Source organism: Herbaspirillum lusitanum (assembly GCF_026127345.1).
GTDB classification, from domain to species: domain Bacteria; phylum Pseudomonadota; class Gammaproteobacteria; order Burkholderiales; family Burkholderiaceae_D; genus Herbaspirillum; species Herbaspirillum lusitanum.
Genome location: NZ_QXFG01000007.1, coordinates 147559 through 171250, shown reverse-complemented (window position 1 = coordinate 171250; position 23692 = coordinate 147559). Strand labels below are relative to the sequence as shown.

The 23692-nt window shown below is 61.4% G+C and carries 21 protein-coding genes; 5 read left to right on the top strand and 16 right to left on the bottom strand.

The annotated features are described in order from the left end of the window. The first annotated feature begins 33 nt into the window (after positions 1–33). On the top strand, positions 34–495 hold the full coding sequence (locus tag DXT88_RS08180) for a hypothetical protein (RefSeq protein ID WP_265212568.1): 462 nt from the start codon (positions 34–36) through the stop codon (positions 493–495). Positions 496–573: 78 nt separating this feature from the next. Here the strand turns inward: DXT88_RS08180 and DXT88_RS08175 are convergent, their stop codons facing one another. Together DXT88_RS08175 and DXT88_RS08170 are read right to left on the bottom strand one after the other, a co-directional pair. After that, positions 574–2205: a methyl-accepting chemotaxis protein gene (locus tag DXT88_RS08175; protein WP_265212566.1), complete on the bottom strand. Its 1632-nt coding sequence runs from the start codon at positions 2203–2205 to the stop codon at positions 574–576. Between the two features lie 252 nt (positions 2206–2457). After that, the gene (locus DXT88_RS08170; RefSeq protein ID WP_040503268.1) at positions 2458–4545 is read right to left on the bottom strand and encodes a putative bifunctional diguanylate cyclase/phosphodiesterase; all 2088 of its coding nucleotides are present in this window, start codon (positions 4543–4545) and stop codon (positions 2458–2460) included. Positions 4546–4795: 250 nt separating this feature from the next. Here DXT88_RS08170 and DXT88_RS08165 point away from each other — a divergent pair, with 250 nt between their 5' ends. Then, entirely contained in the window at positions 4796–6100 is a 1305-nt protein-coding gene (locus DXT88_RS08165) for a phospholipase A (RefSeq protein WP_265212561.1), read from the top strand. Positions 6101–6157: 57 nt separating this feature from the next. On the opposite strand, the gene gorA is transcribed toward DXT88_RS08165, so the two are convergent. Continuing rightward, the gene (gene gorA / locus DXT88_RS08160) at positions 6158–7510 is read right to left on the bottom strand and encodes a glutathione-disulfide reductase (RefSeq protein WP_265212559.1); all 1353 of its coding nucleotides are present in this window, start codon (positions 7508–7510) and stop codon (positions 6158–6160) included. A 19-nt stretch (positions 7511–7529) separates the two neighbouring features. Beyond that, the gene (locus DXT88_RS08155; RefSeq protein WP_265212557.1) at positions 7530–9152 is read right to left on the bottom strand and encodes an ABC transporter permease; all 1623 of its coding nucleotides are present in this window, start codon (positions 9150–9152) and stop codon (positions 7530–7532) included. Between the two features lie 171 nt (positions 9153–9323). Here DXT88_RS08155 and DXT88_RS08150 point away from each other — a divergent pair, with 171 nt between their 5' ends. Beyond that, positions 9324–10421: an ABC transporter ATP-binding protein gene (locus DXT88_RS08150; RefSeq protein WP_265212555.1), complete on the top strand. Its 1098-nt coding sequence runs from the start codon at positions 9324–9326 to the stop codon at positions 10419–10421. A 119-nt stretch (positions 10422–10540) separates the two neighbouring features. Here the strand turns inward: DXT88_RS08150 and DXT88_RS08145 are convergent, their stop codons facing one another. The 10 genes from DXT88_RS08145 to DXT88_RS08100 all read right to left on the bottom strand — a co-directional run bounded on the left by DXT88_RS08145 (position 10541) and on the right by DXT88_RS08100 (position 19413). Further along, positions 10541–11575 (bottom strand): extracellular solute-binding protein, encoded by a 1035-nt coding sequence (locus DXT88_RS08145; RefSeq protein ID WP_265212553.1) that lies wholly within the window; start codon positions 11573–11575, stop codon positions 10541–10543. Positions 11576–11714: 139 nt separating this feature from the next. Next, entirely contained in the window at positions 11715–11885 is a 171-nt protein-coding gene (locus DXT88_RS08140; RefSeq protein ID WP_265212551.1) for a hypothetical protein, read from the bottom strand. Positions 11886–11887: 2 nt separating this feature from the next. Then, entirely contained in the window at positions 11888–12118 is a 231-nt protein-coding gene (locus DXT88_RS08135; protein ID WP_016833422.1) for a hypothetical protein, read from the bottom strand. A gap of 186 nt (positions 12119–12304) precedes the next feature. Beyond that, positions 12305–13651 carry a TAXI family TRAP transporter solute-binding subunit gene (locus DXT88_RS08130; protein ID WP_265212548.1) on the bottom strand — a complete coding sequence of 449 codons (1347 nt, stop codon included), beginning with the start codon at positions 13649–13651 and terminating at the stop codon, positions 12305–12307. 43 nt (positions 13652–13694) lie between these two features. Further along, the gene (gene cynS / locus DXT88_RS08125; protein ID WP_016833420.1) at positions 13695–14138 is read right to left on the bottom strand and encodes a cyanase; all 444 of its coding nucleotides are present in this window, start codon (positions 14136–14138) and stop codon (positions 13695–13697) included. A gap of 42 nt (positions 14139–14180) precedes the next feature. Then, positions 14181–15059 (bottom strand): ABC transporter ATP-binding protein, encoded by an 879-nt coding sequence (locus DXT88_RS08120; RefSeq protein WP_016833419.1) that lies wholly within the window; start codon positions 15057–15059, stop codon positions 14181–14183. Positions 15060–15075: 16 nt separating this feature from the next. Next, positions 15076–15951 carry a nitrate ABC transporter permease gene (ntrB, locus tag DXT88_RS08115; protein ID WP_265212544.1) on the bottom strand — a complete coding sequence of 292 codons (876 nt, stop codon included), beginning with the start codon at positions 15949–15951 and terminating at the stop codon, positions 15076–15078. Beyond that, a complete protein-coding gene (locus DXT88_RS08110; protein ID WP_265212543.1) occupies positions 15951–17348 on the bottom strand; it encodes a CmpA/NrtA family ABC transporter substrate-binding protein in 1398 nt (465 codons plus the stop codon). Before DXT88_RS08110 ends, ntrB begins: the two co-directional genes overlap by 1 nt. 144 nt (positions 17349–17492) lie before the next feature. Beyond that, on the bottom strand, positions 17493–18137 hold the full coding sequence (locus DXT88_RS08105; protein ID WP_265212541.1) for a response regulator: 645 nt from the start codon (positions 18135–18137) through the stop codon (positions 17493–17495). A 49-nt stretch (positions 18138–18186) separates the two neighbouring features. Beyond that, complete coding sequence (locus DXT88_RS08100; protein WP_265212539.1) at positions 18187–19413, bottom strand: sensor histidine kinase; 1227 nt, start codon at positions 19411–19413, stop codon at positions 18187–18189. A 147-nt stretch (positions 19414–19560) separates the two neighbouring features. Between DXT88_RS08100 and DXT88_RS08095 the strand changes: the two genes are divergently transcribed. Beyond that, entirely contained in the window at positions 19561–20223 is a 663-nt protein-coding gene (locus DXT88_RS08095; protein ID WP_265212537.1) for a hypothetical protein, read from the top strand. Positions 20224–20285: 62 nt separating this feature from the next. On the opposite strand, the gene DXT88_RS08090 is transcribed toward DXT88_RS08095, so the two are convergent. Both DXT88_RS08090 and DXT88_RS08085 read right to left on the bottom strand, forming a co-directional pair. Further along, positions 20286–21056, bottom strand: a complete 771-nt coding sequence (locus tag DXT88_RS08090) for an SDR family NAD(P)-dependent oxidoreductase (RefSeq protein ID WP_265212535.1) — start codon at positions 21054–21056, stop codon at positions 20286–20288. A 150-nt stretch (positions 21057–21206) separates the two neighbouring features. After that, positions 21207–21926 carry a FadR/GntR family transcriptional regulator gene (locus DXT88_RS08085; protein WP_265212533.1) on the bottom strand — a complete coding sequence of 240 codons (720 nt, stop codon included), beginning with the start codon at positions 21924–21926 and terminating at the stop codon, positions 21207–21209. 294 nt (positions 21927–22220) lie between these two features. Between DXT88_RS08085 and DXT88_RS08080 the strand changes: the two genes are divergently transcribed. Continuing rightward, positions 22221–23690, top strand: coding sequence for an MATE family efflux transporter (locus tag DXT88_RS08080; protein WP_265212531.1), 1470 nt, complete (start codon positions 22221–22223; stop codon positions 23688–23690). Positions 23691–23692 lie beyond the last annotated feature (2 nt).

Sequence of the window (23692 nt, the reverse complement as noted above, 5' to 3'; positions counted from 1 at the left end):
CAACATATCTCGCCGTCGCCAGGAGTTTCACCCATGTTTTCCGTCAGGTTTTCCGTCCGCCCGCCACTGCTCGCGCTGTCCTTGCTGCTTTGTTCCCTGCCCGCCTGGGCTGTCTACAAATGCGACAGCGACGGCAAAGTCACCTACAGCGACGCCGCCTGCGCCAATGGCACGACCGTCGCCATCGACGACGCGCGCGGCGTCAATAGCCCCACGCAAACTACCGCCGCCAAAGACAAAGCCCTCCGGCAGCGCCTCGACAAAAGCCGTGCAGCGGAAGAAAAGCGCGTGAGCCGGCAACGCGAAAAACAGGAACGCGAAGAAGCGCGCGCCAGACTGGTCGCCGAAAAACAGAAAAGAAAATGCGCCCAGCTGGCGCAACGCAAGAGCTGGGCGGAAGACGACCTGCGCAATGCGCCGGTCAAGACGATGGAAAAAGCACGGCGCAAGAGCCAGCGCGCGGCCGAGAATTACCGCGCCGAATGCCCGGCCTGATCTGATCGGATCTCCAGGAATTTCAACGCAAAAAAAAAGCCGTCGCCGGTGAAGGCGACGGCTGCTCCCCTCCCCCGATTACCCCAGACGCGGCGCCGGATTGATATCAACCGTGCGTCGCGAAGTCTTTGCTGCAGGCGCTGCCAGGCCTGCGGTGTTGCCGATATTGAATACGCTGACCAGTTCGGCCAGCTTGCCGGCCTGTTCCTGCAACGATTGTGCGGCGGCGGCGGCTTCCTCCACCAGCGCGGCGTTCTGCTGCGTGCTCTCGTCCATTTGTGCAATCGCGCGATTGACCTCTTCGATGCCGGTGCTTTGCTCCTGGCTGGCCGAACTGATTTCACCGACGATATCGGTGACGCGCTTGACGCTGGAAACGACTTCTTCCATGGTCGATCCGGCCTGCCCCACCAGCTTGCTGCCGACGTCGACCTTGGAGACGGAGTCGTCGATCAGCGTCTTGATTTCTTTTGCCGCAGCGGAAGAGCGCTGCGCGAGGCTGCGCACTTCCGACGCCACCACCGCAAAACCGCGCCCTTGCTCACCGGCGCGCGCGGCCTCCACCGCCGCATTCAGGGCGAGGATATTGGTCTGGAAGGCAATGCCGTCGATCACGCTGATGATGTCGACGATCTTCTTGGACGAATCATTGATCGCGCTCATCGTGTTGATCACTTGTCCCACCACGCTGCCGCCCTGGATCGCTACTTCGGACGCCGACACGGCCAATTGATTGGCCTGGCGCGCATTGTCGGCGTTCTGCTTCACGGTCGAGGTCAGTTGCTCCATTGCCGACGCGGTCTCTTCCAGCGAGCCGGCCTGCTGCTCGGTGCGATTCGACAAATCGAGATTGCCGCTGGCGATCTGGCTGGAGGCCGTGGCGATGGTGTCGGTGCCGATGCGCACATTGCCGACGATATTGCGCAGGCTGACGTTCATGTCCTTGAGCGCCTGCAGCAACTGACCGGCTTCATCCCTGGTGGTCACGGTGATCTCCACCGACAGGTCGCCTTCCGCGACGCGGCGTGAAATGTCGACCGCGGTGTTCAGCGGCCGCGTGATGCCTGCGGTCAGGTACCAGGCGCAGGCGATGCCCAGCGCCAGCGCCAGCACTTCCAGCACGATCAGCAGGTTGGCGCTTTGCGTAGCGATTTCCGCTACATGCTGATTGAGTTGATCGATGGTCTTGCGCTGCAGCGCAAGCAGGTTTTCCACTTCCGTCGAATAATTCTTCGCTGCCGGCAGGAAGTCCTTTTCCAGTGCCGCGGCGATCGCGGCCGGGTCTGCACCGGGCTCGTTCTTGGCTTTATAGATGATGTCGCGGGTCGACAGATAGACTTTGCGCAACGACATGATTTTTTCGTACAACTGCTTTTCTTCATCGCTGGCGATCAGATCGGAAATCTTCTTTTGAAGATCGCCGGAAATACGCGTGGCTTCGTCGCTTTCCGGCTTGAAGAACGCCGACAAGCTGGGATCGGAACTCTTGGCCACGGCAATCGTGCGACGAATGCCGGCAAACGTATGGCGATACCAGTCGCCGATCATGCGCTCCTTGGCCAGCGGTATGTCCATCATGGCTTGCGTTGCCTTGGCCACGCTTTGCAGACGCCAGACGCCAATCACGGCAATCAGGACTGACAGCGCCAGGATAATGGCGAAGCCCAGTCCAAGGCGCTTGCCAATCTTCATGTTTCCAATCACGTTCATGTTGTCCCCCTGCCATTCAGGTCAGGTAAATGTTGAATTATCGTCATGGCTCAGGCGGCCACATACTCTTCATAATGCTCTGGGACAGAAGGCTTGAATGCGCGGAACAGCGTGTGACTGTCGCGTCTGTTCATGGCTTGCGGGGCTTGTGTTGACGAACGGCAACACGATGGCGATCTCCGGCGGCGCGCCGGTTCTCACTGGATGGGAAGACCTCGCCAAGTGGGCAATCCACAGGCGAGATCGGGGGAATCAGGACGTCGGCGCGGTGTTCTTCATCAGGTTGGAAGTCGCCTCGATGAACTTGTCGGGCGGCATCGGCCGACCCATGAGGTAACCCTGCAACGCATCGCAACCGACCGAGGTCAGGAAGTTCTGCTGCTTGGTGGTTTCCACGCCTTCGGCGACGATGCGCAGATTGAGCGTACGGCCCAGCGCCACGATGGCCGAGATGATGGCAGCGTCGTCGTTGCCGTCGCTGAGGTCGCGCACGAAGCCGCGATCGATCTTGAGTTCGTTGGCCGGCAAGCGCTTCAGATACAGCAGGCTCGAATAACCGGTGCCGAAATCATCGATGGAAATATCCACCCCGAGGTCGGCGATCTGCTGCAGCGTCTTGAGACTGCTTTCGGCATCGTGCATGGCGGTGGACTCGGTGACTTCCAGCGTCAGGCAGCGCGCCGGCAAGTCATGGCGCGCCAGCGTGTCCTTGACCAGATCGATCAGGTCGGTTTGCGCGAACTGCAGCGCCGAGAGATTGACTGCAATCTTCCAGTCTTCGTGGCCGATGTCGTACCAGACCTTCATCTGGCGGCAGGCTTCATCGAGCACCCATGCCCCGATCGGCACGATCAGCCCGGAACGTTCAGCCAGGCCGATGAACTCATCCGGCCCCACCATTCCGTGCACCGGATGCTGCCAGCGCAACAAGGCTTCCGCGCCCAGCACCGGGCCGTTCGGCGAGTTGTACTTGGGCTGGTAATGGAGGATGAATTCCTTGCGCTCCAGCGCCAGGCGCAAGTCTTGCAGCCATTGCAACTGGTTGTGCGCGTTGACGTTCATCGACGCTTCAAAGAAATGGTAGCCGTTACGACCGCTGCGCTTGGTATGGTACATCGCGGCGTCGGCGTTGATCACCAGGTCGTGGCGGCTGCTGCCGTCTTCCGGATAGATCGCGATGCCGATGCTGGCCGAGACGCGCAACTCGTGCTTTTCGATATTGAAGGACTGGTTGATGATCTTCACCAGCTTGTCGGCGACGGTGACTGCATCGTCGGGTTCCTTCAGATCGACCAGCATCACGAACTCATCGCCGCCCAGTCGCGCAACCGTATCCTGCGCGCGCATGACCGAGCGGATGCGTTGCGCCACCTCTACCAGCATCAGGTCGCCGACATGGTGACCGAGCGAATCGTTGATCGCCTTGAAACCGTCGAGGTCGCAAAACATCAAGGCAAAATGTCCCTGCTCGCGCGCCGCCTTGCTGATGGCCTGGTTGAGGCGGTCATCCAGCAAGGTGCGGTTGGGCAACTTGGTCAGATTATCGTGCAGGACCAGTTGCGTGAGTTCTTCATTGGCTTCGGCCAGCGAACGCGCCAGCTTGGCGGTGCGCGACTCCAGCCGCGCATCCAGCAGCGACGTCAGCAAGGCGATCGTCAGCACCGCCAGCGTGACGACGATGATCAGGATCGCCAGCCAGCCCGGGCTCACCCCGTCGCGCACGGCAAGGCAAAAGCTGCCCTCGGGGAAATTTGCAGCCGCCATGCCGGTGTAATGCATGCCGACGATGGCCACGCCCATCACCACGGCGGCGCCGCCCCGCGCAAGCTTGACATGCGGCGTGTTGCGGCGCAGGCGGAACGCTATCCACAACGCCGCGCCCGAGGCGGCGATGGCGATGGCGACGGACGCCGCAAACAGCAAGGGATCGTAATGAATGCCCGGCATCATCAACAAGGCGGCCATGCCGGTGTAATGCATCGCAGCGATGCCGACTCCCATCGCCAGCGCGCTGTTGAGCAGCCGGCGCAGCGGCAGCTCGGGACGGCTGACGATCCACAGCGCGAAGCCGGACACGCCAATGGCGATCAGCAGCGACAGGAAGGTGATCCAGGGGTCGTAGCCGAGATCGATGGGAAGACGAAACGCGAGCATGCCGACGAAATGCATCGACCAGATGCCGATACCCATGGCGACAGCACCGCCAAGAAGCCAGGAGCGACCGGCATACTCCTGGGTCGCATTGATCCGCTCGGTCATATCCAGTGCAGTATAGGAGGCAAGTACCGCCACCAGCAGGGACACAACAACTAGCAAACTATCGTAGGAAGCGGATAACATGATGAGGAAATATGAGAATAATAATCAACATTTTTTAGGTATTTAGCCCATTATCCCGCAAAAAGACATATCGAAGTCTGACGAAGTCTGAAATCGAACGCTTTACATTCTTAAGTGTATGAAACGTCGGATCGAAGCAACTTTACGCGCGGAAACCAATCCATATGGCTGATGCACGCTCCCGACAATTGATAAATCGATAAAAAACACAATGCGCCCTACGCCTATAACAGTAAAAGATCCCGGCCTCATGCTCCCCACGCTTTTCTCCGGCCGCCCGCATTCTCAAGGTCCGGTCGCACTGTTTGCACCAAAGCGCCTGATCCAGACCCTCGCCGCCCTCGGCGCGCTGTCGCTGATGCAGGGCGCCAGCGCCGGCATTTCGCTGCTGCAGCCGCCCAAGCTGGTTGACGGCAACAAGCCGTTCACCCTGACCTTGCTGGTCACGGAAGATGAACACGACAGCCAGGCTTACGCCATCCCGGACAATCTGGTCGTGGCGGCCTCGGCCGACATGACGCCGCCGGTGCAACTGCGCATGGAACGCGAAGCCGGCGCGCCTGGTGAAATCACGCTCAAGCGCGGCGAGTTCCGCAAAATCACCTACAGCGCCACCCTGCCCGACTACTTGCGCGGCGTGGTGCGCCTTGAAACCGTGGGGGTGGACGCCTCGCCGGTGCTGGTTGCGGTGATCCGTCCCAAAGACGGCAAGATGCCGGTGCCGTCGGCGGAAGGCATCGCGCTGGCCGGCGCAGCCACGCCCTCTGCCTCGGTCATCACGCCGGGCGCCAACGCCGGTCCGATCGGCATTGCGCCGGCCGCGCTCGACCTGATCGATATCCCGCGCCTGTCTTTCCACGAACCGATGTACTTCGCCGCCGGCAACAGCGGCGGCAACCGCAATGCCAGGTTCCAGCTCAGCTTCAAGTTCCGCATCTTCCAACCGGAAGACATGCGTTCGCGCGGCCTGATCGACAATCTGTATTTCGGCTACACCCAGTATTCGCTGTGGGACCTGGAAAGCCCGTCGGCGCCCTTCCGCGACACCAGCTACCGCCCCAGCCTGTTCTATTACCTGCCCGACCTCGGCATCCATAACAGCATCCTGAGCCGCATGGCGATTTCGACCGGGCTGGAGCATGAGTCGAACGGACGCGACGGCGCACAGTCGCGCGGCATCAACACTTTCTTCGTTGAACCCACCTTCACGGTCGGCAACCTCAACGATTACCAGTTGCGCATTTCACCCAAGGTCTACGCCTACCTCGGCCCGAGCTCCGACAACCCCGACATCGGCCAGTATCGCGGCCACGCGGATCTCAAGCTGGCAGTGGGCAAACCGGATGGCGTGGAATTTTCGACCACCTTGCGCAAAGGCACGCGCAACAGCTCCGGCAGCGCCGACTCGACGCTGTCCTATCCGCTGGCGAAACTGGTGCCGGGCATGGCCGGCTATTTGATGGCGAGCTATTTCTACGGCTACGGCGAGAGCCTGCTGACTTACAACCAGAAATCGACCCCGCAGTTCCGCATCGGCTACGCGCTTTCGCGCTAGGCCAGGACGGACCGGACGGTCGCAGGAGAATCCTCCGGCGACCGTCTCATGACATGCTTATGCCACCGGCGTACGCATCGTGACGAACTCTTCCGCCGAGGTCGGATGGATGCCGATGGTGGCGTCGAACTGGGCCTTGGTGGCGCCACATTGCAAGGCGACCGCAAAGCCCTGGACGATCTCGCCGGCGTCAGCGCCGACCATGTGCACCCCCAGCACGCGATCACTCTTCGCATCCACTACCAGCTTCATGAAGGTGCGCTCGGCATTGCCGCTCAGCGTGTGCTTGAGCGCCTTGAATTCCGATTTGAAGATGCGCACTTCGCCCACTTTCTTGCGCGCGTCTTCTTCGCCCAGGCCGACCGTGCCGACGTTCGGATGGCTGAAGACCGCCGTCGGGATATTCTCGTAAGACATTTCCCGGCCGCCTTGGTTGAACAGGCGCGCGGCCACCACCATGCCTTCCGCCAGCGCCACCGGCGTCAGTGCGACGCGATCGATGACGTCGCCGATCGCATGGATGGACGCGACATCCGAAACGAAATGCTGGTCGACCTTGACGGCGCCTTTGGCGGTCAGCGCGACGCCGACTTTTTCCAGGCCGAGACCGGCGGTGTTGGGATGACGGCCGGTGGCGAACAGCACGCAATCGGCGTCGATGGTCTTGCCGTCGCTGAGCTTGACGCGCTTGCCGGCGCCGTCTGACGCGATGGCGTCGATGTTGTTTTCAAACAGGATGTTCATGCCCTTCTTGCGCATCTCTTCCGCCAGGAAAATGCCGAGTTCGCTGTCCATGCCGCGCAGCAGGCTCTTGCCGCGATACACCAGCGTCACTTCGCTGCCGAGACCATTGAGGATAGATGCCAGTTCCACCGCAATATAGCCGCCGCCCAGCACCACGCTGCGCTTCGGCAAGGCGGTCAAGTGGAAGAAATCATCGGACACGATGCCCAGTTCCTTGCCTGGAATCTCCGGCACCATCGGCCGGCCGCCGGTCGCGACCAGGATATGCGCGGCGGTGTAGCGCTTGCCGTTGACGCTGACGGTGTGAGCATCTTCCACGGTCGCATGGCCTTCGACGATGTCGACCTTGGCGCCCTCCAGGATCTTGCGGTAGATGCCGTTGAGGCGCGCGATCTCCTTGTCCTTGGCGGCGATCAGCGCGGCCCAGTCGAAACTGGTTTCGCCCACGGTCCAGCCGAAGCCGGCGGCGTCGGCAAAATCTTGATGGAAATGCGCGCCATACGACATCAGTTTTTTCGGAATGCAGCCGACATTGACGCAAGTGCCGCCCAGGTCCTTGCTCTCGGCAATCGCCACGCGCGCGCCGTATTGCGAGGCAAAGCGGCTGGCGCGTACGCCGCCGGAACCGCCGCCGATGGTGAACAGGTCGTAATCATATTGGCTCATTTTTTCCTCTATTGTTTGTTCAGTACCTGCGCAGGGCCCGCGTCACGAGCATCACCGGGATCAAGCCGACCAGCACGATGCTCAGCGCCGGCAGTGCCGCCTCGCCGAGACGTTCGTCGCGCGCCAGATTATGGGCGATCACGGCCAGCGTATCGGTATTGAATGGACGCAGCAGCAGCGTTGCCGGCAACTCTTTCACCACGTCAACGAACACCATCAGCGCGCCCGTCGTCAGCGAGCGCCACAGCAAGGGCATGTGCAGCTTGAGCACGATGCGGCTGCGCGAGGCGCCCATGGTGCGCGCCGCTTCGTCCAGGCTCAGCGGGATGCGCGTGTAACCGGCTTCCACCGACTGCACCGCCACGGCCGTAAAGCGTACCAGATACGCATAGATCACGCCGAGCGCAGTCGCCGTCAGCCAGACGCCCGCGCCGCTGCCGGGGAACATCGCCTGCAACCACGCAACCGGCAGCAAAATACCAACTGCGATCACCGACCCGGGAATCGCATATCCCATGGACGCCAGGCGCGCGACCAGACGCAGGAAAGCGGATTTGAAGCGCGGCAAGCCGCCGGCGCGCTGGGCGAAACCCAAGGCCAGCGCCAGCACCACCGCCAGCGCCGCCGCCACGCCGCCGAAGCGGAAGCTGTTCCAGGTCCAGCCGGCGTAGCGCGCGAGATTGGTCGCCATCGACAACTCACTCTCGCGCCACATCAATTGCAACAGGATCAGCACCGGCAACACGAAGCCCAGCAGCACCGGCGTCGCGCACACCAGCCAGGCCAATGCCTCGCGTGCGCCGCGCAACACCGGCAAGCGTGCTTCGGCGCCATCGCCGTCATTGCCACCCAGGCCGCGATTGCCGCGCACCGTCGCAAAACGCATGCGCCCCTGCTCGCGGCGCTCCAGCCACAACAGCATGGCGACGAACAGCAGCAACAACGTTGCGTACTGGGCCGCCGCAACGCGATCGTCCATCACCATCCATGCCTTGTAGATGCCGGTGGTAAACGTGGTCAAGCCGAAATAGGCGCTGACGCCATAGTCGGCCAGCGTCTCCATCAAGGCCAGCGCCGCACCCGCCATCAGCGCCGGTCGCGCCAGCGGCAAGGCCACGCGGCGGATGCGTGCGCTCAACGGCGTGCCGAGCAGGCGTGCCGCCTCCATCAGATGCACGCCGCGTTCGCCGAGCGCATTGCGCGCCAGCAGGTAGGCGTACGGATACAGCGTAAAAATGAACAGGAAGATCGCTCCCGCCAGGCTGCGCACGTCGACACGAAAGCCCGGCCACAGCGCGCGCAGGCTGCTTTGCACCGTGCCGCCGTATTGGAGGAAATCGGTGTACGCATACGCGCACACATACGCCGGCATCGCCATCGGCAACAGCAGCGCCCAGGCAAGGAAGCGCTTGCCGCGAAACTCGAACAAGCCGATCGCCACCGCCGTGGCCGCGCCAACGACGATCACGCCCAGCGTGACGAACAAGGCCAGCCATGCGGAAGTCGCCAGATAACCCGGCAATACCGTCTGCATCTGCTGATGCAAGGCGTCGATGGCGGCCGCGTCAAGCTGCAGCCACGCACCGGCAATGCCGAGGATGGGCAAGGAAATCAGGAAGGCAATCAGGCCGATGAGATACATAAATTCACGATGAAAACTGGTCCGGAGTGTGCTGCGCCTCGGCGTCGATGCGCTACACTTCGCCTATTGAAAACGGGTAAAAAATCATCAACTGCGTGGCGCATTGTAGCGGCAGGAATCTCACTCCACCGATTTTTCCCAAGCAAGAAAACTCGCCGAAAAAAGGACACCATGTTTCTGCAAGTCGATCAGGTCAGCATCAGTTATCCACGCGCCGCAGCGCCTGCGGTGCAGGCGGTGTCGTTCGCGCTGCAACCCGGCCAGCTGGGCGCGCTGATCGGTCCGTCCGGCAGCGGCAAGACTACCTTGTTGCGCGCCATCGCCGGACTCGAACAAGCGCAAGCCGGCAGCATCGTGCTTGACGGCCAACAGCTGGACGGTCCCGGCGTGCGCATCGCCGCCGAGCAACGCCGCATCGGCATGGTGTTCCAGGACTTCGCACTGTTTCCTCACCTCGATGTCGAAGCCAACATCGGTTTCGGCCTGCACAGTGATCACGGCGACAATCACGGAAACAGGCAACAACGTCGCCGGCGCGTGCAGGACATGCTGGAACTGGTCGGTCTCGGCGGCATGCAAAGCAAATTCCCGCATCAGCTGTCCGGCGGCCAGCAGCAACGCGTTGCACTGGCCCGCGCCCTGGCGCCGCAGCCGCGGCTGTTGTTGTTGGACGAGCCGTTCTCCAGCCTCGACATCGAATTGCGCGAACGTCTCGCCGAAGAAGTGCGCCGCATCCTCAAGCATGCCGGCATCACGGCGCTGATGGTGACGCACGACCAGATGGAAGCGTTCGCCGTCGGCGACGTGGTCGGCGTCATGCAGCAGAGCCGCCTCGAACAATGGGACCAACCCTACGCGCTGTATCACCGCCCCGCCACACGCTTCGTCGCCGACTTCATCGGCCACGGCATGTTCGTGCCGGGTGCGCTGGTCGGTGCGCCCGGCGACATGGCCATGGAAACGCCGCTGGGCCGGCTGCACGACGTTTCCCGCATCATGGAGACGCTGCAATCCGATGCGCTGCCCGGTGAGTCGTTCGACGTGCTGCTGCGTTCCGACGACGTCGTGCACGACGACTTGTCGCCGTTCAGGGCCCGCATCGTGCGCAAGTCTTTCCGCGGCGCCGACTTCCTCTATACGCTGCAACTCGACGATGGCCTGGAATTACTGTCGCTGGTGCCTTCGCATCACGATCACGCCGTCGGCGAATCGATCGGCATCCGGCTTGAAGTGAATCATGTCGTGGCGTTTCCGCGCGCAACCGGTTGAAGCAGACGCTTGCCCGCAGGCCGGCGCCGTTCCCATTTCGCCATCGTTAAAAAAGCACCGGAGGCCGTGGCCGCCCGGTGCTTTTTTCATGCCCGCCGAAACAGGCGATTACGCCTGCATCATTTGTACCCGACGCGATCGAGGATCTGCAATACCTTCTGCTGATTACGGCCGGTTGCAGCAACGTCGATCACTTCCGCCTTGAACGGTCCCAGCGTGTCGAGCGCGGCATTGCCGGTCTTCACGCTTTTGACTGCCGGCCATTCATTGTTGCCTTCGGCGAAGTAACGTTGTGCATCGTCGCTGGCCAGATACTCCAGGAATTTGACGGCGTCAGCCTTGTGCGGGGCATTCTTCGCCACGCCGGCGCCGGCGATGTTGACGTGCGCGCCAAAGGTCTTCTGATTCGGCCAGACCACGCCGAATTTGCTGACCACGGCGATGTCTTCCGGCTTGGTCGACTTCATCAGGCGCGCAACATAGTAGGAGTTGGAAATCGCCACGCCGCATTCGCCGGAAGCGACCGCCTTGATCTGGTCGGTGTCCCCGCCCACCGGCGAGCGCGCCATGTTGGCGACCATGCCCTTCAGGATGGTTTCGGTCCTGGCTTCGCCGACGTGCTCATACAGCGCGCCGAATAGCGAGACATTGTAAGGATGCGCGCCCGAACGGGTGCACAGCTTGCCCTTGTTCCTGGGATCGGCCAGCGACTCGTAGGTATCGACGTCTTCCGGCTTCACATTTTGCTTGTTGTAGACGATCACGCGGGCGCGTGTCGAGAAACCGAACCATTGCGAACCCTGGCCCTCATCCTTGCCGCGCAGGTTGGCGGGGATGCGCGAGTCGAGCACGCCGGATTTCACGGGTTGGAACAGGCCGTCGTTCTCGCCGCGCCACAGGCGGGCTGCGTCAACCAGCAGGATCACGTCGGCCGAGCTGGCAGTTCCCTCGCTTTTGAGACGCGCCAGGATACCGGCGTCATCGGCGTCGACGCGGTTGATCTTGATGCCGGTGGCCTTGGTGAAATTGCCGTACAAGGCTTCATCGGTCTGATAATGGCGCGCGGAGTAAAGGTTGATCACCTTTTCCTGGGCAGACACGCCTATCGAGGTAGTCGCCAACACCATACCTGCAACAAAAGTACGTAAAAACATGAACTTATCCCTTTATGCTGATTGATCAGTCTGCTTGCCGGCGGCCGCAAGAAGTCCGAAAAACACAGGACAACGCGCACTGGCGCAACCGGAAAGACGAGCGACTATAGCATGAATGAGAATAATTCCTGTTTTAAATTCAGCTTTTTGTCAGGATTGGACGCTTGAAAAACCGATGACCGAAGACGCCGGACAACCTCGCCGCAACGCCGCGTTTGCCGCCCGGCTCGCATTCACGGCTTGGCTCACGACGCAGTTCGCGTCCGGCCAATGCCGCCAGACGCTGCTGCATGGGCATCAACATCAGCATGCTCAGGCGCGCGCCTTCGACAGCACGACCAGCCAGCGGCGGAACAACAGGATTTCCAGATGGCCGGCTTGCAGGCCGGCGCTGCATTCGATCACGGGATTGACGCGGTAGCGGCGCACATACGAGTCGCGGCACACGAACATTTCGCGGCGGCCGAAGCGCAGGCTGAAAGACGAAGGGGAAGAAGATTCCAGACCAAAGCGAGCGCCTGAAGTGAGATCCAAGTGTGTCATGGCAGTGGTTCCTATCTCTGTTGAAGAGATTCCACTGTATCACAAACACTGTATAAATAAACAGTAGTTTTTGATCTCGTTGTTTTTTGAGCGATTTCGGAAATTTTTCGATTTCGGTCCGAATGCAGCCCATTCTACCCTGTTCTGACTGGAATGGGCCAAATCCACTGATCCGCTATCGGCAGCCTACGCGCCGCTTTCAAGCCGGCTGCGTACAAACCCGATGTGTTCACGCAGCACGTAGAACTGATCGGCAAACGCCAGCGGCATCTTCATGCGATTGACTGAGGTTTCGATCTCATCCAGCTGTTTCAGCATCTGCTCCTGCTCTTCCTTGGTGTGGGTGGTGACGCCGCGCTCCAGCGTGATCAGCACGCCATACCATTTATAGATGCGTGAACGGATGCGCCAGCCGTACAGCAGCGGCACCAGCTTGATGCCGGGAATCAGCAGCAGGATGATCGGCAGCAAAATCACCATCGTGCGATCCACCAGGCTCGCCAGCCAGAACGGCAGCGTGCGGTAGAAGAAGCTCTTGCCCGACTTGTAATAGCGCGCGGCGTCGTCGCTGATCGGATATTCATGCACCAGCGGCGCCGGGAACTCGCCGGCCTTCTGCAGCACGCTGGCCTTGCCGTGCACTTCACGCGCCGCTTCAATCAGCAGATCGGACAAGGCCGGATGCAGGTCATCGCGCGCGATCAGCTCGGCAGTCGGGGCGATCAGGCGGATCGTGTGGTCCGGCAGGTTGCGGCGGAAGTCGAACACGCCGGGCGGCAGCGTCAGTTCATTCAGATAACTGAACCGGCGCGTGTAAGCCGATGCCTGCGAGAAGTCCAGCAGGCGGACGCCGGATGTGCGCAGCAGCTTGCCCATGGTGGCCGGCGCCGCCGACTCGCCCATCAGGAAGGCGACATCGATCTTGCCCTTGCTGAGTGCGTCCGCGGCCTCGTCGCCGCCCATGTCGATCAGTTTGGTGGCCCCGCCCGGCTCGATTCCGCTGGCCTTCAGCAAGGTCAGCGCCAGCACGCGCGAGCCGCTGCCCTGCAGGCCGATGGCGATGCTTTTCCCGGTCAGCTCGGACAGCCGCGAGACCACCTTGTCATTGCGATAAAACACCGACACCGGCGAATACGCCACGCTGCCCAGCGACACCAGGCTATCGATATCGACGCTGTCGGCAATGCCGCCCTGCACGAAGGCGACATCGACGTCGCCGTCCGGATCAACCAGCTTGCGCAGGTTGTCGAGCGAACCTTCCGAGGCCACGATCTTCACCGTCACGCCGTCGCGCGCGAGAATATTCTTGTATTTCTCGGCGACGTTCCAGAAATTGCTGTGTTCCGGCCCGGTCGCGATGGTGATGGTCTTCGGCGGCGCCGGATGGATCAGCCAGATCGCCAACCAGATGCCGACGATGATCAGCAGCACCATGGGGCCGAAACTGACGGCCAGGTCGCGCCACGAAATGGCGACGAAGCGCGCCTTCATGGCGCTGACGGAATGCTTGCGGGGGGCGGTAGTTTTTTCCATGGAGGCATTCTACCGCCCTCCTTCTGGCCCGGGCAGAAACCAATCAATAGGTTTTGTAAGGCAGGAACTTCCCGCTCAGCACCACATTGACGCGATCGCCGGCAGGATCGGCCTGGCGCTGGATGTCCATCTTGAAGTCGATCGCGCTCATGATGCCGTCGCCGAATTCTTCGTGGATCAGTTCCTTGATGGTCGAGCCGTAGACGCTGACGATTTCATACCAGCGGTAAATCAGCGGATCGGTCGGCACCGGCGTCGGCAGCGAGCCCTTGTAAGGCACGATCTGCAGCCACAGGGTTTCTTCGTCGCTCAGGCCGAACAATTCCTGCGTGACGGCAGCCTGCCTGGCGGTCAGCGTCATCTGGCCGAGCATGGCGGCGGTCGTCCATTCCTTGCTCTGGCCGATGCTCTCGGCGATCCTGGTCCAGGTCATCTTGTTCCTGACCTTGGCCTGGATGATTTTTTGGGTAACGAGGTTGCGGTCCATGAAGTTCTCCTTGCGATGAATGATAAAAATGATCGTGAAAAATCAAGCGGCTGCTTGCGGGAAATTGTCGAGCGGATCCGGTGCACTTTGCTCCAGCCCGGGCGTCACCACCCGCGTCCCGGCGTCTTCCGCTCCGGCTTCCTGAATGCGGCGCGAACGATGCACCAGGAAATCCACCAGATGGTTGCGGATCCGGTAGAACTGCGGATCGTGGTGCATGGTTTCGCGGGTGCGCGTCTTGGGCATGGTGTTGACCACCACTTCGGCGATGCGCGCCCGCGGGCCGTTGGACATCAGGAAAATCTTGTCGGCCAGCAGGATCGCCTCGTCGACGTCGTGCGTGATCATGAACACGGTCTGGTGCGTGGCGCTGCAGATCTTCAGCAGCTCGTCCTGCACCACGCCGCGCGTCAGCGCATCGAGCGCACCGAACGGCTCATCCATCAGCAGCATCTTCGGTTCGATGGAAAACGCCCGCGCAATGCCAACGCGTTGCTTCATGCCGCCCGACAGTTCGGACGGCTTCTTGTGTTCCGCCCCCTTGAGGCCGACCATCTCGATGAAGCGGCGCGCATGCGTCTCGGCCTTGTCGCGCGACCAATCCGGCCAGCGCGAACGCACCGCGAACACGACGTTGCCCAGCACGCTGAACCACGGCATCAGCGCATGGCTCTGGAACACCACGCCGCGATCCAGGCTCGGCCCCTTGACCTCGCGCTGATCCATGATCACCACGCCGCCCGACGGCGCCTCGAGACCGGCCAGCACGTTCAGGATGGTGGTCTTGCCGCAGCCCGAGTGGCCGATGATGCAGACGAACTCGCCCTTGTCGATGCCGAACGAGACCTGGTCGAAGACCGGCAGGCCGTCATCGGTGTAACGCTTGTTGAGGTTCTCGACGGTGAGAAATGCTTTTTCCATATCGCTTCTGTTACGCCTATTCCGTGTAAGTCACCAGTTTTTGCAACCGCGCAAAAAACAGGTCCAGCACCATGCCCGTCACCCCGATCACCAGGATCGCGAAGATCACGCTGGTCAGCGACAGGTTGTTCCATTCATTCCAGACGAAGTAGCCGATGCCGGTGCCGCCGACCAGCATCTCGGCCGCCACGATCACCAGCCAGGCAATTCCCATCGAGATGCGCATGCCGGTCAGGATGGTCGGCGCCGCCGCCGGCAGGATCACCAGGAAAGCCTTGCGCAGCGGCGTGACTTCCAGCGTCTTGGCGACATTGAGCCAGTCGCGCCGCACCGACGCCACGCCGAACGCGGTGTTCATCAGCATCGGCCACACCGAGCAGATGAAGATCACGAAGATCCCCGAGATCGATGAATCCTTGATCGTGTACAGGGCCAGCGGCATCCACGCCAGCGGCGAGATCGGCTTGAGGATCTGGATGAAAGGATTCAACGCCCGCTGCATCAGCGGCGACATCCCGAGCAGGAAGCCCAACGGGATCGCCACCAGCGCCGCAATCGCAAACCCGAGTCCCACGCGCGCCAGCGAATAGCCGAGCTGGATGCCGATGCCCTTGTCGTTGGGACCGTTGTCGTAGAAAGGATTGGCCAGCTCCTTGCGCATGGTCTCGCCCATCTGCGCCAGCCCGGGGAAGCCGCTGGTCTTGACCGGCGAACTGCTGCTCTTGCCCATCAGCTTGGCATACTCGTCATCGGCTGAAAATGTTGCCGCCGCCCGCGCCTGCTCAACGCTCTGCTTGGGCGCCGTCGCCAGATGCCACACCAGCAACAGGCAGCCGAACAGCGCCAGCGAAATCATCGCGGCGCGCCAGCCAGGTTGTGCCGCCGGCTTCATCAGGTGGTCCTCTTGATGGCGAAGCTGTTGACGTAGGTTTCGGCCTTGGCCGGGTCGAATTCCTTGCCCATGATCTTGTACTTGCGATAAGCGCCGTCCGGCACCGGCTGGCCGAGTTCCTTCATGTATTTCTTGGCGTCGGTCAGCAGCAGCACGCGCTCAGAGATGCCCTTGTAGTCGACCTCCCCCTTGACGTAACCCCAGCGCTTCATCTGGCTCAGGATCCACACCGCCATCGAATCCCACGGCACCGGATCGAAGTCGGCCCGGCCCGGTACGTTCTTTACATTGCCGAGACCATCGGCGAAGCGGCCGGTCAGCACCTGCTCGACCACGGTCTCCGGCTGATTCAGATACGCCGCCGGCGAAATCACCTTGGCCACCAACGAGCGATTGGCCGGATCGCGCGCCATCGCGGCGGCGGTCAGCACGGCGCGGAACAGCGCCGCGAAGGTGTTGGGATTCTGCTTGACGAAATCTTCCGACATGCCGAAGGCACAGCAGGGATGACCATCCCAGATTTCCTTCGACAGGATATGGATGAAACCGACCTCGTCGTACACGGCGCGCTGGTTGAACGGATCGGGTCCGAGGAAGCCGTCGATGTTGCCGGCGCGCAGGTTAGCCACCATTTCCGGCGGCGGCGTGACGCGGATCTGGACGTCGCGGTCCGGATCGAGGCCATGCTCGGCGAGGTAATAACGCAGCAGGAAGTTGTGCATCGAATACTCGAACGGCACCGCGAACTTGAAGCCCTTCCATTGCTTGGGATCGCGCTTGTCCTTGTGCTTGACGTGCAGCGTGATGGCCTGGCCGTTGATGTTCTGGATCGTGGCGACGCGCATCTGTACCGGATTGCTGCCCACGCCCATCGACATCGCCAGCGGCATCGGCGACAGGAAGTGCGAAGCGTCGTGTTCCTTGTTGATCATCTTGTCGCGGATCAGCGCCCAGCCGGCGGTCTTGTTGAGCGAGACATTCAGGCCCTGCTTCTTGTAGAAGCCGAGCGGATCGGCCATGATCAGCGGCGCCGCGCAGGTGATGGCGATGAAGCCGATCTTGAGATCCTTCTTTTCGATCGCGCCGTTCTTTTCCTGCGCCATGGCCTGCAGTGCGCCCAGCGGGAACATGCTGGCGATCGCCGCACGCGCGGTGTTGATGCCGACCGCGCGCAGGAAGTCGCGGCGTTGCTCCGCCTGCGGGAACAGCGCGCGCATCACCGATTCTTCCACCACGTCGTTGCTCAGTTGCTCGGGGTCTTGCGCACGTACCTGCAACTGTCGTTGCGGCTCGTCGTCATGCGCCGCCTGGCTGGCATGCCTGCCGCAGGAACAGTTGTTGCTTGCGCGCTCGGCGTCGTAGGTGTGGAAGATGGTGCTGTCGATTTCTTTTGGCATGGATTCCCCCGATGGATGGATGAAATAACGGCTGCTGCTTTGTTACGTCATCACGTGCAAGGGGCTTGCCAGTGTGCTTTGCGATGTCATCGACGGACGACGCCTTGTAGTGGAACGACTACAAGGCGCTGTCAGGGCGACAACTTAAGCCGGTAGAAGCTGATGCCGCACGGCGTACATGGCGATGCCGACATCGTTGCCGGCGCCGGTCTTTTCCAGGATGCGGCTACGGTAGGTGCTGACCGTATTGGGGCTCAGCGTGAGCTGGTCGGCGATTTCCTTGATGCTGCGCCCGGCCGCGATCAGCTGGAACACCTGGTATTCGCGATGCGACAGCGTCTCATGCGCGGCGCGCTGGATGCTGGCCGAATGCGCACTGAGTTCGGCTGCCAGCGTCTCGGCCATATGCGGGCTGACGTACACGCCGCCATCGGCCGCCTTGCGGATCGCCGCCACCAACTGCTCGGTATCGGCGCTCTTGTTCAGATAGCCTGCTGCGCCGAGGCGATAGCAGCGTGCGGCATATTGTTTCTCGGGATAGGTCGACAGCATCAGCACCGGCAGGCGCGGCATCTCTTGCTTGAGCTGGCGCAACACGTCCAGCCCGTCCTGCAGCGGGATGGCAATGTCCAGCAAGACCAGGTCGATCGCTTCCACGCGCGCCTTGCGCAACACCTCCGGGCCGTCGGCGCACTCGGCCGCCACCTCGATGTCCGAGGTGTCGGCAAGGATCTGCTTGAGGCCTTCGCGCACGATGCGGTGGTCGTCGCAGAGCAGAATGCGGATCATTGGTTTCCTTGTGGCTGTTGCTGCTGCCGGGTTGATTGTTTATCGATGCTCATGCGTCGTTCCTCAGCGGCAAGACCAGGCGCACGCGCGTGCCCGGGTTGCGGATCGACTTGCCGCTTTCCGGTGCAACTCCTGCCTCTTTTGCACCATCAACGGCATTTTCGATGTTCAGTGCGCCGGCAAAGTGCAGCGCGCGCTCACGCATGCCCATCACGCCGTAGGACTTCGGATTCGCCAGCGCCGCCGCCGGCACGCCGACGCCGTTGTCTTCCACTTCCATCAGCAGCTCGTCCGGCGTCAGGCGCACGACGATCTTCACCTGCGTTGCTTGCGAATGCTGTGCCACGTTGCTCAGCATTTCCTGGAAGATACGAAACGCCGCCGTCGCCAGCGTGCCTTGCGGCGCGAACGCCTGCGGCGAAATGTCGAACTCGACGTCGCACGGCAACTCGGTCGCCTCGGAGAATTCCTGTACCTGCCATTCCAGCGCCGCGATCAATCCCTGATGATCTAGAATACTCGGCCGCAGATCGGTGATGATGCGCCCGACGTTGTCCACCGCCGCCTCGATCAACCGGTTCATGCTGGCGCACTTGCGCGCCACCGGCTCGCGGTCGGCGACCCGGCCGGCCATCCAGTTGACGTCCAGCTTGAGCGCCACCAGCAGGCTGCCGAGCTCGTCATGGATCTCGCGTGCAATGCGCGTGCGTTCATCCTCGCGCACCGAATGCGCATGCGCCGACAGTTCGCGCACCTGCATCAGTGCCGCCGACAACTCACGCGTACGCTCGGCCACGCGCTGCTCTAGCTCGGCCTTGGCGCGCTGCAACTGCTCCTCGGCCAGACGCCGTTTGGAAATATCGCTGAACGTGATCACGGCTCCCCGCACCTGGCCGCCGTCGATGATCTGGTAAGAAGAATATTCGGTGGCGAAGCAGGTGCCGTCGGCGCGCCAGAACACTTCCTGATCGACGCGGCACGACTCGCCCTTGCGGAAGGCCTTCAGGATCGGACATTCTTCTTCCGGATAGTGTTCGCCGTGTTCATGGCTGTGATGCACGAGCTCGTGCATGTTCTTGCCCAGCATCTGTTCGATCCGATACCCGAGCATCCCGGCGCCGGCGCGATTGATGAAGGTGCAGCGGCCGTCGAGGTCGATGCCGTAGATGCCTTCGCCGGTGGAGTCGAGAAGCAGGGTCAGCTTGTCGCGAAGCGACGTGGCGTCGCCAGAGGGCGCGATGAAATCAATATGTCGTATTTGTTGCAAGGTCTGCATCGGGTTTCCCGTCGCATGTTTTTTGAATAAGCGCTAAGCAGCAAAGCTTATGCCAGTACGCCGGTGTCGTATCCCTGCCTGAAAATTGGAAACAACTTGCGCTATGATGAGCCTCTGTCATCACAACAATACCCCCCAGGCAGCGACATGAAAAAAATCCTCTCTCTTATCTTCGCCATCGCCGTCCTGTTTCTGCTTTCCGGTTGTGCCGGAACTCGGGTACGCAGCGATGTAACCGAAACTGAAATCAGCAAGAAATCCGTCGCCATTCTTTCCATTTCTCATGACATCGAGGCGGGAAATGGCGCCAATGCAATTTTCTATCTGGACCTCCAGAAATCGTCTATCCAAGGGGTTCTCATGTCTGTTCAGGACACATTGAGCATCACGAAAGACAGTGACTTCACGACCAGGCGGGGTCACCTCTACATATTGGAACTGGAACCAGGCATGCACGACATCTCAAGCTGGCAAGTGTATAGCGCGGGAGTACGGATTTATCCAAAAGGGAAACTTCCCCCTTTGAAATTTGAAATCAAGGAGGGCGAAGTCCTCTACCTTGGCAACGTGCACGCAAGATTGATGCTGGCCCATAAGCTGTGGTTTGGAAACGGTATCGCCGCCCGTGGTGCGATGCCCTTCATCGGAGATCAATCCGCTGAAGATATTCCCATGGCGGAGACACAGGTTCCAGCTCTTCGTGGCCGCATAAAAACATCGCTGCTTCCGCAAGGCCCCTGGGTGGCATCGGAAGCGACGGTCAATCAGAACGAACCCTTGTTCGTACCGAACATACCCGTTAAGAAATGACGCCGAATTAAAAAAAAACCGCCTCACGGCGGTTTTTTTATCCTTCTTGAAAAAACATCACCTCACGGCATGTACTGCCCGCCGTTCACATCGATGATCTGCCCCGTCACATACCCCGACAACGCATCCGAAGCCAGGTACAGGAACGCGCCGTCGCATTCCGCCGGGTCGCCGATGCGTCCCATCGGGATGGTCTTGCGGAAGGATTCCAGCTGCTCCGGCGTGGTGAAGCGTTCCTGGAATGGCGTCATGATGACGCCCGGAGCCACCGCGTTGACGCGAATGTTGTCCGGCTGCAGTTCTTTCGCCATGCCGCGCGTGATGGTGCTGACGAAGCCTTTCGACGCTGCGTAGATCAGCGCGCCGGGGCCGCCGCCGTGGCGCGCCGCCACCGAGGTGACGTTGATGATGTTGCCGCCGCCCTGCTTGCGCATGACCGGGATCACGGCGCGCGTGAAGGCCACCACCGAACGCGCGTTGATCTGCACGACTTCGTCGAACAGGTCGTCGCTGATTTTTTCCAGCGCTTCGCGCTTGACCAAGCTGCCGGCGTTGTTGATCAGGACGTCGATGCGGCCGAGCTGTTCGACTGCGCTGGCAATGGCCTTGTCGATGGCCTTGCTGTCGCGCACGTCGGCGCCGATCGTGATCGCCTTACTTTCACCCTTGCCGCCCTTGCGGATGTCGGCGGCGACGGCTTCGGCTTCGGCCGCCGACTTGTTGTAGTGGACCACGACGTGGGCGCCCTTGGCGCCGAAGGCGCGTGCGGCGGAAGCGCCGATACCGGTGCTGGCGCCGCTGATGAAGATAACTTTACCTGCCAGATCTTGCATTGCTGTTCTCCTGAGAAAGTAAGCGTGAACCAAAGGTGAATCACGGTCCGGCTCGTTTCAATGTAGGTGTTCTTTGAAGGCCGGGGTGTTTTTTTATTTTTCTGAGCAAATCGAAATCAATATCGATGATGGTGCCGATGACGGTACAGATCAGTCGTGCACCGATTCATCCTTGTTCTGCGCCGCGCCACGATAGGCGTCGCGCACCCGGATCAGGTGCGTGCGCATGGCGTCGGAGGCCTGTTGCGGATCACGGGCTTTCAATGCAATGAGAATGTCGCGGTGATCCTGCAGGCTGCGTTCCAGCGTGGCCGGAATGCGCGAAGTGATGGTGCGGCTTTTCTTGCCGAGCAGGTAGAGGCTGCCGGCGATGCTTTGCAGGAAAGGATTGTCGCAGGCCTCGATGATGGCTTCGTGGAATTCCACGTCGGCGGCGGCAAAGGCGGCCGGGTCGCTCAGAAGGCGCGCTTCGTCGTCGACGTTGCGCGTCAGGCGCTCGAGCTCTTCTTCGGCCATGTGCGTGGCGGCCAGCGCGGCGACGCCGGTCTCGATGATCAGGCGCGCGTCGAACAGCGCTTCCAGCGTGCCGGCGTTGAGGTCGATGATCATTTCCAGCGGCTCGAGCAATTCGCGCGTTTCGAGCTTGCCGACGAAGGTGCCTTCACCCTGGCGGATGCGCAGCAGGCCGAGCAGCGCCAGGCCGCGGATCGCTTCGCGCACGGCCGGACGGCCGACGCCGAGCATGGCCGCCAGTTCACGCTCCGGCGGCAATTGCTGGCCGGGCTTGAGCAGGCCGCTGCGGATCATGGTGAGCAGGCGTTGCGCAACTTGCTCGGAAATGGATTTCTGGACGATGGGGTCGAAGGACATGGAGTCTGCTTGGGTGCCTGTTATGTTTCCTGGTCGCTCCGCACCATATGGAGGCGAGGGAGAGTGGTAAGACCTTTGGGTATGCAGAGAATAGGTGCGGGTCCGGGGCCTGTCAAGCGAGGACTTTCCGCAATGGTCAAACCTTTTTCATGTGTGCTTGCCGTCGATTGTTGACGAGAAGACAAGCCTGCCGATGTCGGCGCGCTTTTGCTCCCTGCTCCATTTACATGCGGATACAGATGCGAAGCGTGAACTGGGCTAGCATGAGACCTTTTGCGCCAATTCGCCTCCTCCATGTCCGCCCAACCTGCTCCGCGTCCCCCTGCAAAGTCTTCCCGCCCTGATTTGGTCAACGGCCCCATTGCCGCCACGCTGCTGATGTTCGCCTTGCCGGTACTCGGCAGCAACGTCCTGCAATCGCTGAACGCCTCGATCAATGCGATCTGGGTCGGCCACTACCTCGGCGAGGCCGCGCTGACCGCGACCTCGAACGCCAACATCGTCCTGTTCTTCCTGCTCGGCGTGGTGTTCGGCATCAGCATGGCGACCACCATCCTGGTCGGACAGTCGATCGGTGCGCGCGACATCGACCGCGCCAAGCGGGTGGTCGGCACCGGTGCGAGTTTCTTTGCGACGCTGTCCATCCTGGTGGCCATCGCCGGCTACATTTTCACGCCGCACATCCTCGCGCTGATGCAGACGCCGGCCGACGCCGCGCCCTATGCGATCGCGTATCTGCGCATCATCTTCGTTGCGCTGCCGATGATGTATTTCTATAACTTCATGATGATGACGCTGCGCGGTGCAGGCGACTCGCGCACGCCGTTCTATTTCATGCTGCTGTCGGTGGGACTCGATATCGCGCTCAATCCGCTGCTGATCTTCGGCCTCGGTCCGATCCCGGCGATGGGCATTGCCGGTTCGGCGCTGGCGACGCTGATCGCGCAATCGGGCAGCCTGCTGCTGATGATCGCCTTCCTCTATCGCCGCAAGCATTTCCTGGCGTTGCACAGCAATGAACTGAACTACCTGAAGCCCGACCTCGCGATCCTGCGCGCGCTGGTGACCAAGGGCCTGCCGATGGGCTTGCAGATGCTGGTGATCTCGTCGTCGGCGCTGGTGATGATCAGCCTGGTCAACGGCTACGGTTCGCAAGTGACGGCCGGTTACGGCGTGACCTCGCAGCTGTGGACGTATGTGCAGATGCCGGCGCTGGCGCTGGGCGCGAGCGTGTCGTCGATGGCCGCGCAGAATATCGGCGCCGGTCGCTGGGATCGCGTCACGCGCATCGCCACCATCGGCGTCGGCTACAACTTCCTGCTGACCGGCGCGCTGGTGGCCTTGCTGTACCTGTTCGATCATGCGGCGCTGGGACTGTTCCTGCCGCATGAAGGCGAAGCCATGGGCGTGGCGCGCCACATCAACAATATCGTGGCGTGGTCCTTCGTGCTGTTCGGCGTGACGATGGTGCTGTTCGGCGTGGTGCGCTCAACCGGCGCGGTGATGGCGCCGCTGGTGATGCTGTTCATCGCGATCTGGCTGGTGCGCCTGCCGTTTGCGAAATGGCTGATCCCGACATATGGCGCGGAGGCGATCTGGTGGAGCTTCCCGCTCGGCAGCGTGGTGCTGATCGTGCTGGCGGTGGCGTATTACCGCTACGGCGGCTGGCGCAAGGCGCACATGCTGTCGGCGCAGCCGCGCGGACTGGCGCCCGACACCGGCATGGCCACGCCCGCCATGGCCGCTGTCGACGACAAGGTTTAGCT

Excerpts from the sequence above, each read along its gene's own strand:
- DXT88_RS08180 (WP_265212568.1), top strand. The coding sequence starts at position 34 with ATGTTTTCCGTCAGGTTTTCCGTCCGCCCGCCACTGCTCGCGCTGTCC.
- DXT88_RS08175 (WP_265212566.1), bottom strand. The coding sequence starts at position 2,205 with ATGAACGTGATTGGAAACATGAAGATTGGCAAGCGCCTTGGACTGGGC.
- DXT88_RS08170 (WP_040503268.1), bottom strand. The coding sequence starts at position 4,545 with ATGTTATCCGCTTCCTACGATAGTTTGCTAGTTGTTGTGTCCCTGCTG.
- DXT88_RS08165 (WP_265212561.1), top strand. The coding sequence starts at position 4,796 with ATGCTCCCCACGCTTTTCTCCGGCCGCCCGCATTCTCAAGGTCCGGTC.
- gorA (WP_265212559.1), bottom strand. The coding sequence starts at position 7,510 with ATGAGCCAATATGATTACGACCTGTTCACCATCGGCGGCGGTTCCGGC.
- DXT88_RS08155 (WP_265212557.1), bottom strand. The coding sequence starts at position 9,152 with ATGTATCTCATCGGCCTGATTGCCTTCCTGATTTCCTTGCCCATCCTC.
- DXT88_RS08150 (WP_265212555.1), top strand. The coding sequence starts at position 9,324 with ATGTTTCTGCAAGTCGATCAGGTCAGCATCAGTTATCCACGCGCCGCA.
- DXT88_RS08145 (WP_265212553.1), bottom strand. The coding sequence starts at position 11,575 with ATGTTTTTACGTACTTTTGTTGCAGGTATGGTGTTGGCGACTACCTCG.
- DXT88_RS08140 (WP_265212551.1), bottom strand. The coding sequence starts at position 11,885 with ATGCTGATGTTGATGCCCATGCAGCAGCGTCTGGCGGCATTGGCCGGA.
- DXT88_RS08135 (WP_016833422.1), bottom strand. The coding sequence starts at position 12,118 with ATGACACACTTGGATCTCACTTCAGGCGCTCGCTTTGGTCTGGAATCT.
- DXT88_RS08130 (WP_265212548.1), bottom strand. The coding sequence starts at position 13,651 with ATGGAAAAAACTACCGCCCCCCGCAAGCATTCCGTCAGCGCCATGAAG.
- cynS (WP_016833420.1), bottom strand. The coding sequence starts at position 14,138 with ATGGACCGCAACCTCGTTACCCAAAAAATCATCCAGGCCAAGGTCAGG.
- DXT88_RS08120 (WP_016833419.1), bottom strand. The coding sequence starts at position 15,059 with ATGGAAAAAGCATTTCTCACCGTCGAGAACCTCAACAAGCGTTACACC.
- ntrB (WP_265212544.1), bottom strand. The coding sequence starts at position 15,951 with ATGAAGCCGGCGGCACAACCTGGCTGGCGCGCCGCGATGATTTCGCTG.
- DXT88_RS08110 (WP_265212543.1), bottom strand. The coding sequence starts at position 17,348 with ATGCCAAAAGAAATCGACAGCACCATCTTCCACACCTACGACGCCGAG.
- DXT88_RS08105 (WP_265212541.1), bottom strand. The coding sequence starts at position 18,137 with ATGATCCGCATTCTGCTCTGCGACGACCACCGCATCGTGCGCGAAGGC.
- DXT88_RS08100 (WP_265212539.1), bottom strand. The coding sequence starts at position 19,413 with ATGCAGACCTTGCAACAAATACGACATATTGATTTCATCGCGCCCTCT.
- DXT88_RS08095 (WP_265212537.1), top strand. The coding sequence starts at position 19,561 with ATGAAAAAAATCCTCTCTCTTATCTTCGCCATCGCCGTCCTGTTTCTG.
- DXT88_RS08090 (WP_265212535.1), bottom strand. The coding sequence starts at position 21,056 with ATGCAAGATCTGGCAGGTAAAGTTATCTTCATCAGCGGCGCCAGCACC.
- DXT88_RS08085 (WP_265212533.1), bottom strand. The coding sequence starts at position 21,926 with ATGTCCTTCGACCCCATCGTCCAGAAATCCATTTCCGAGCAAGTTGCG.
- DXT88_RS08080 (WP_265212531.1), top strand. The coding sequence starts at position 22,221 with ATGTCCGCCCAACCTGCTCCGCGTCCCCCTGCAAAGTCTTCCCGCCCT.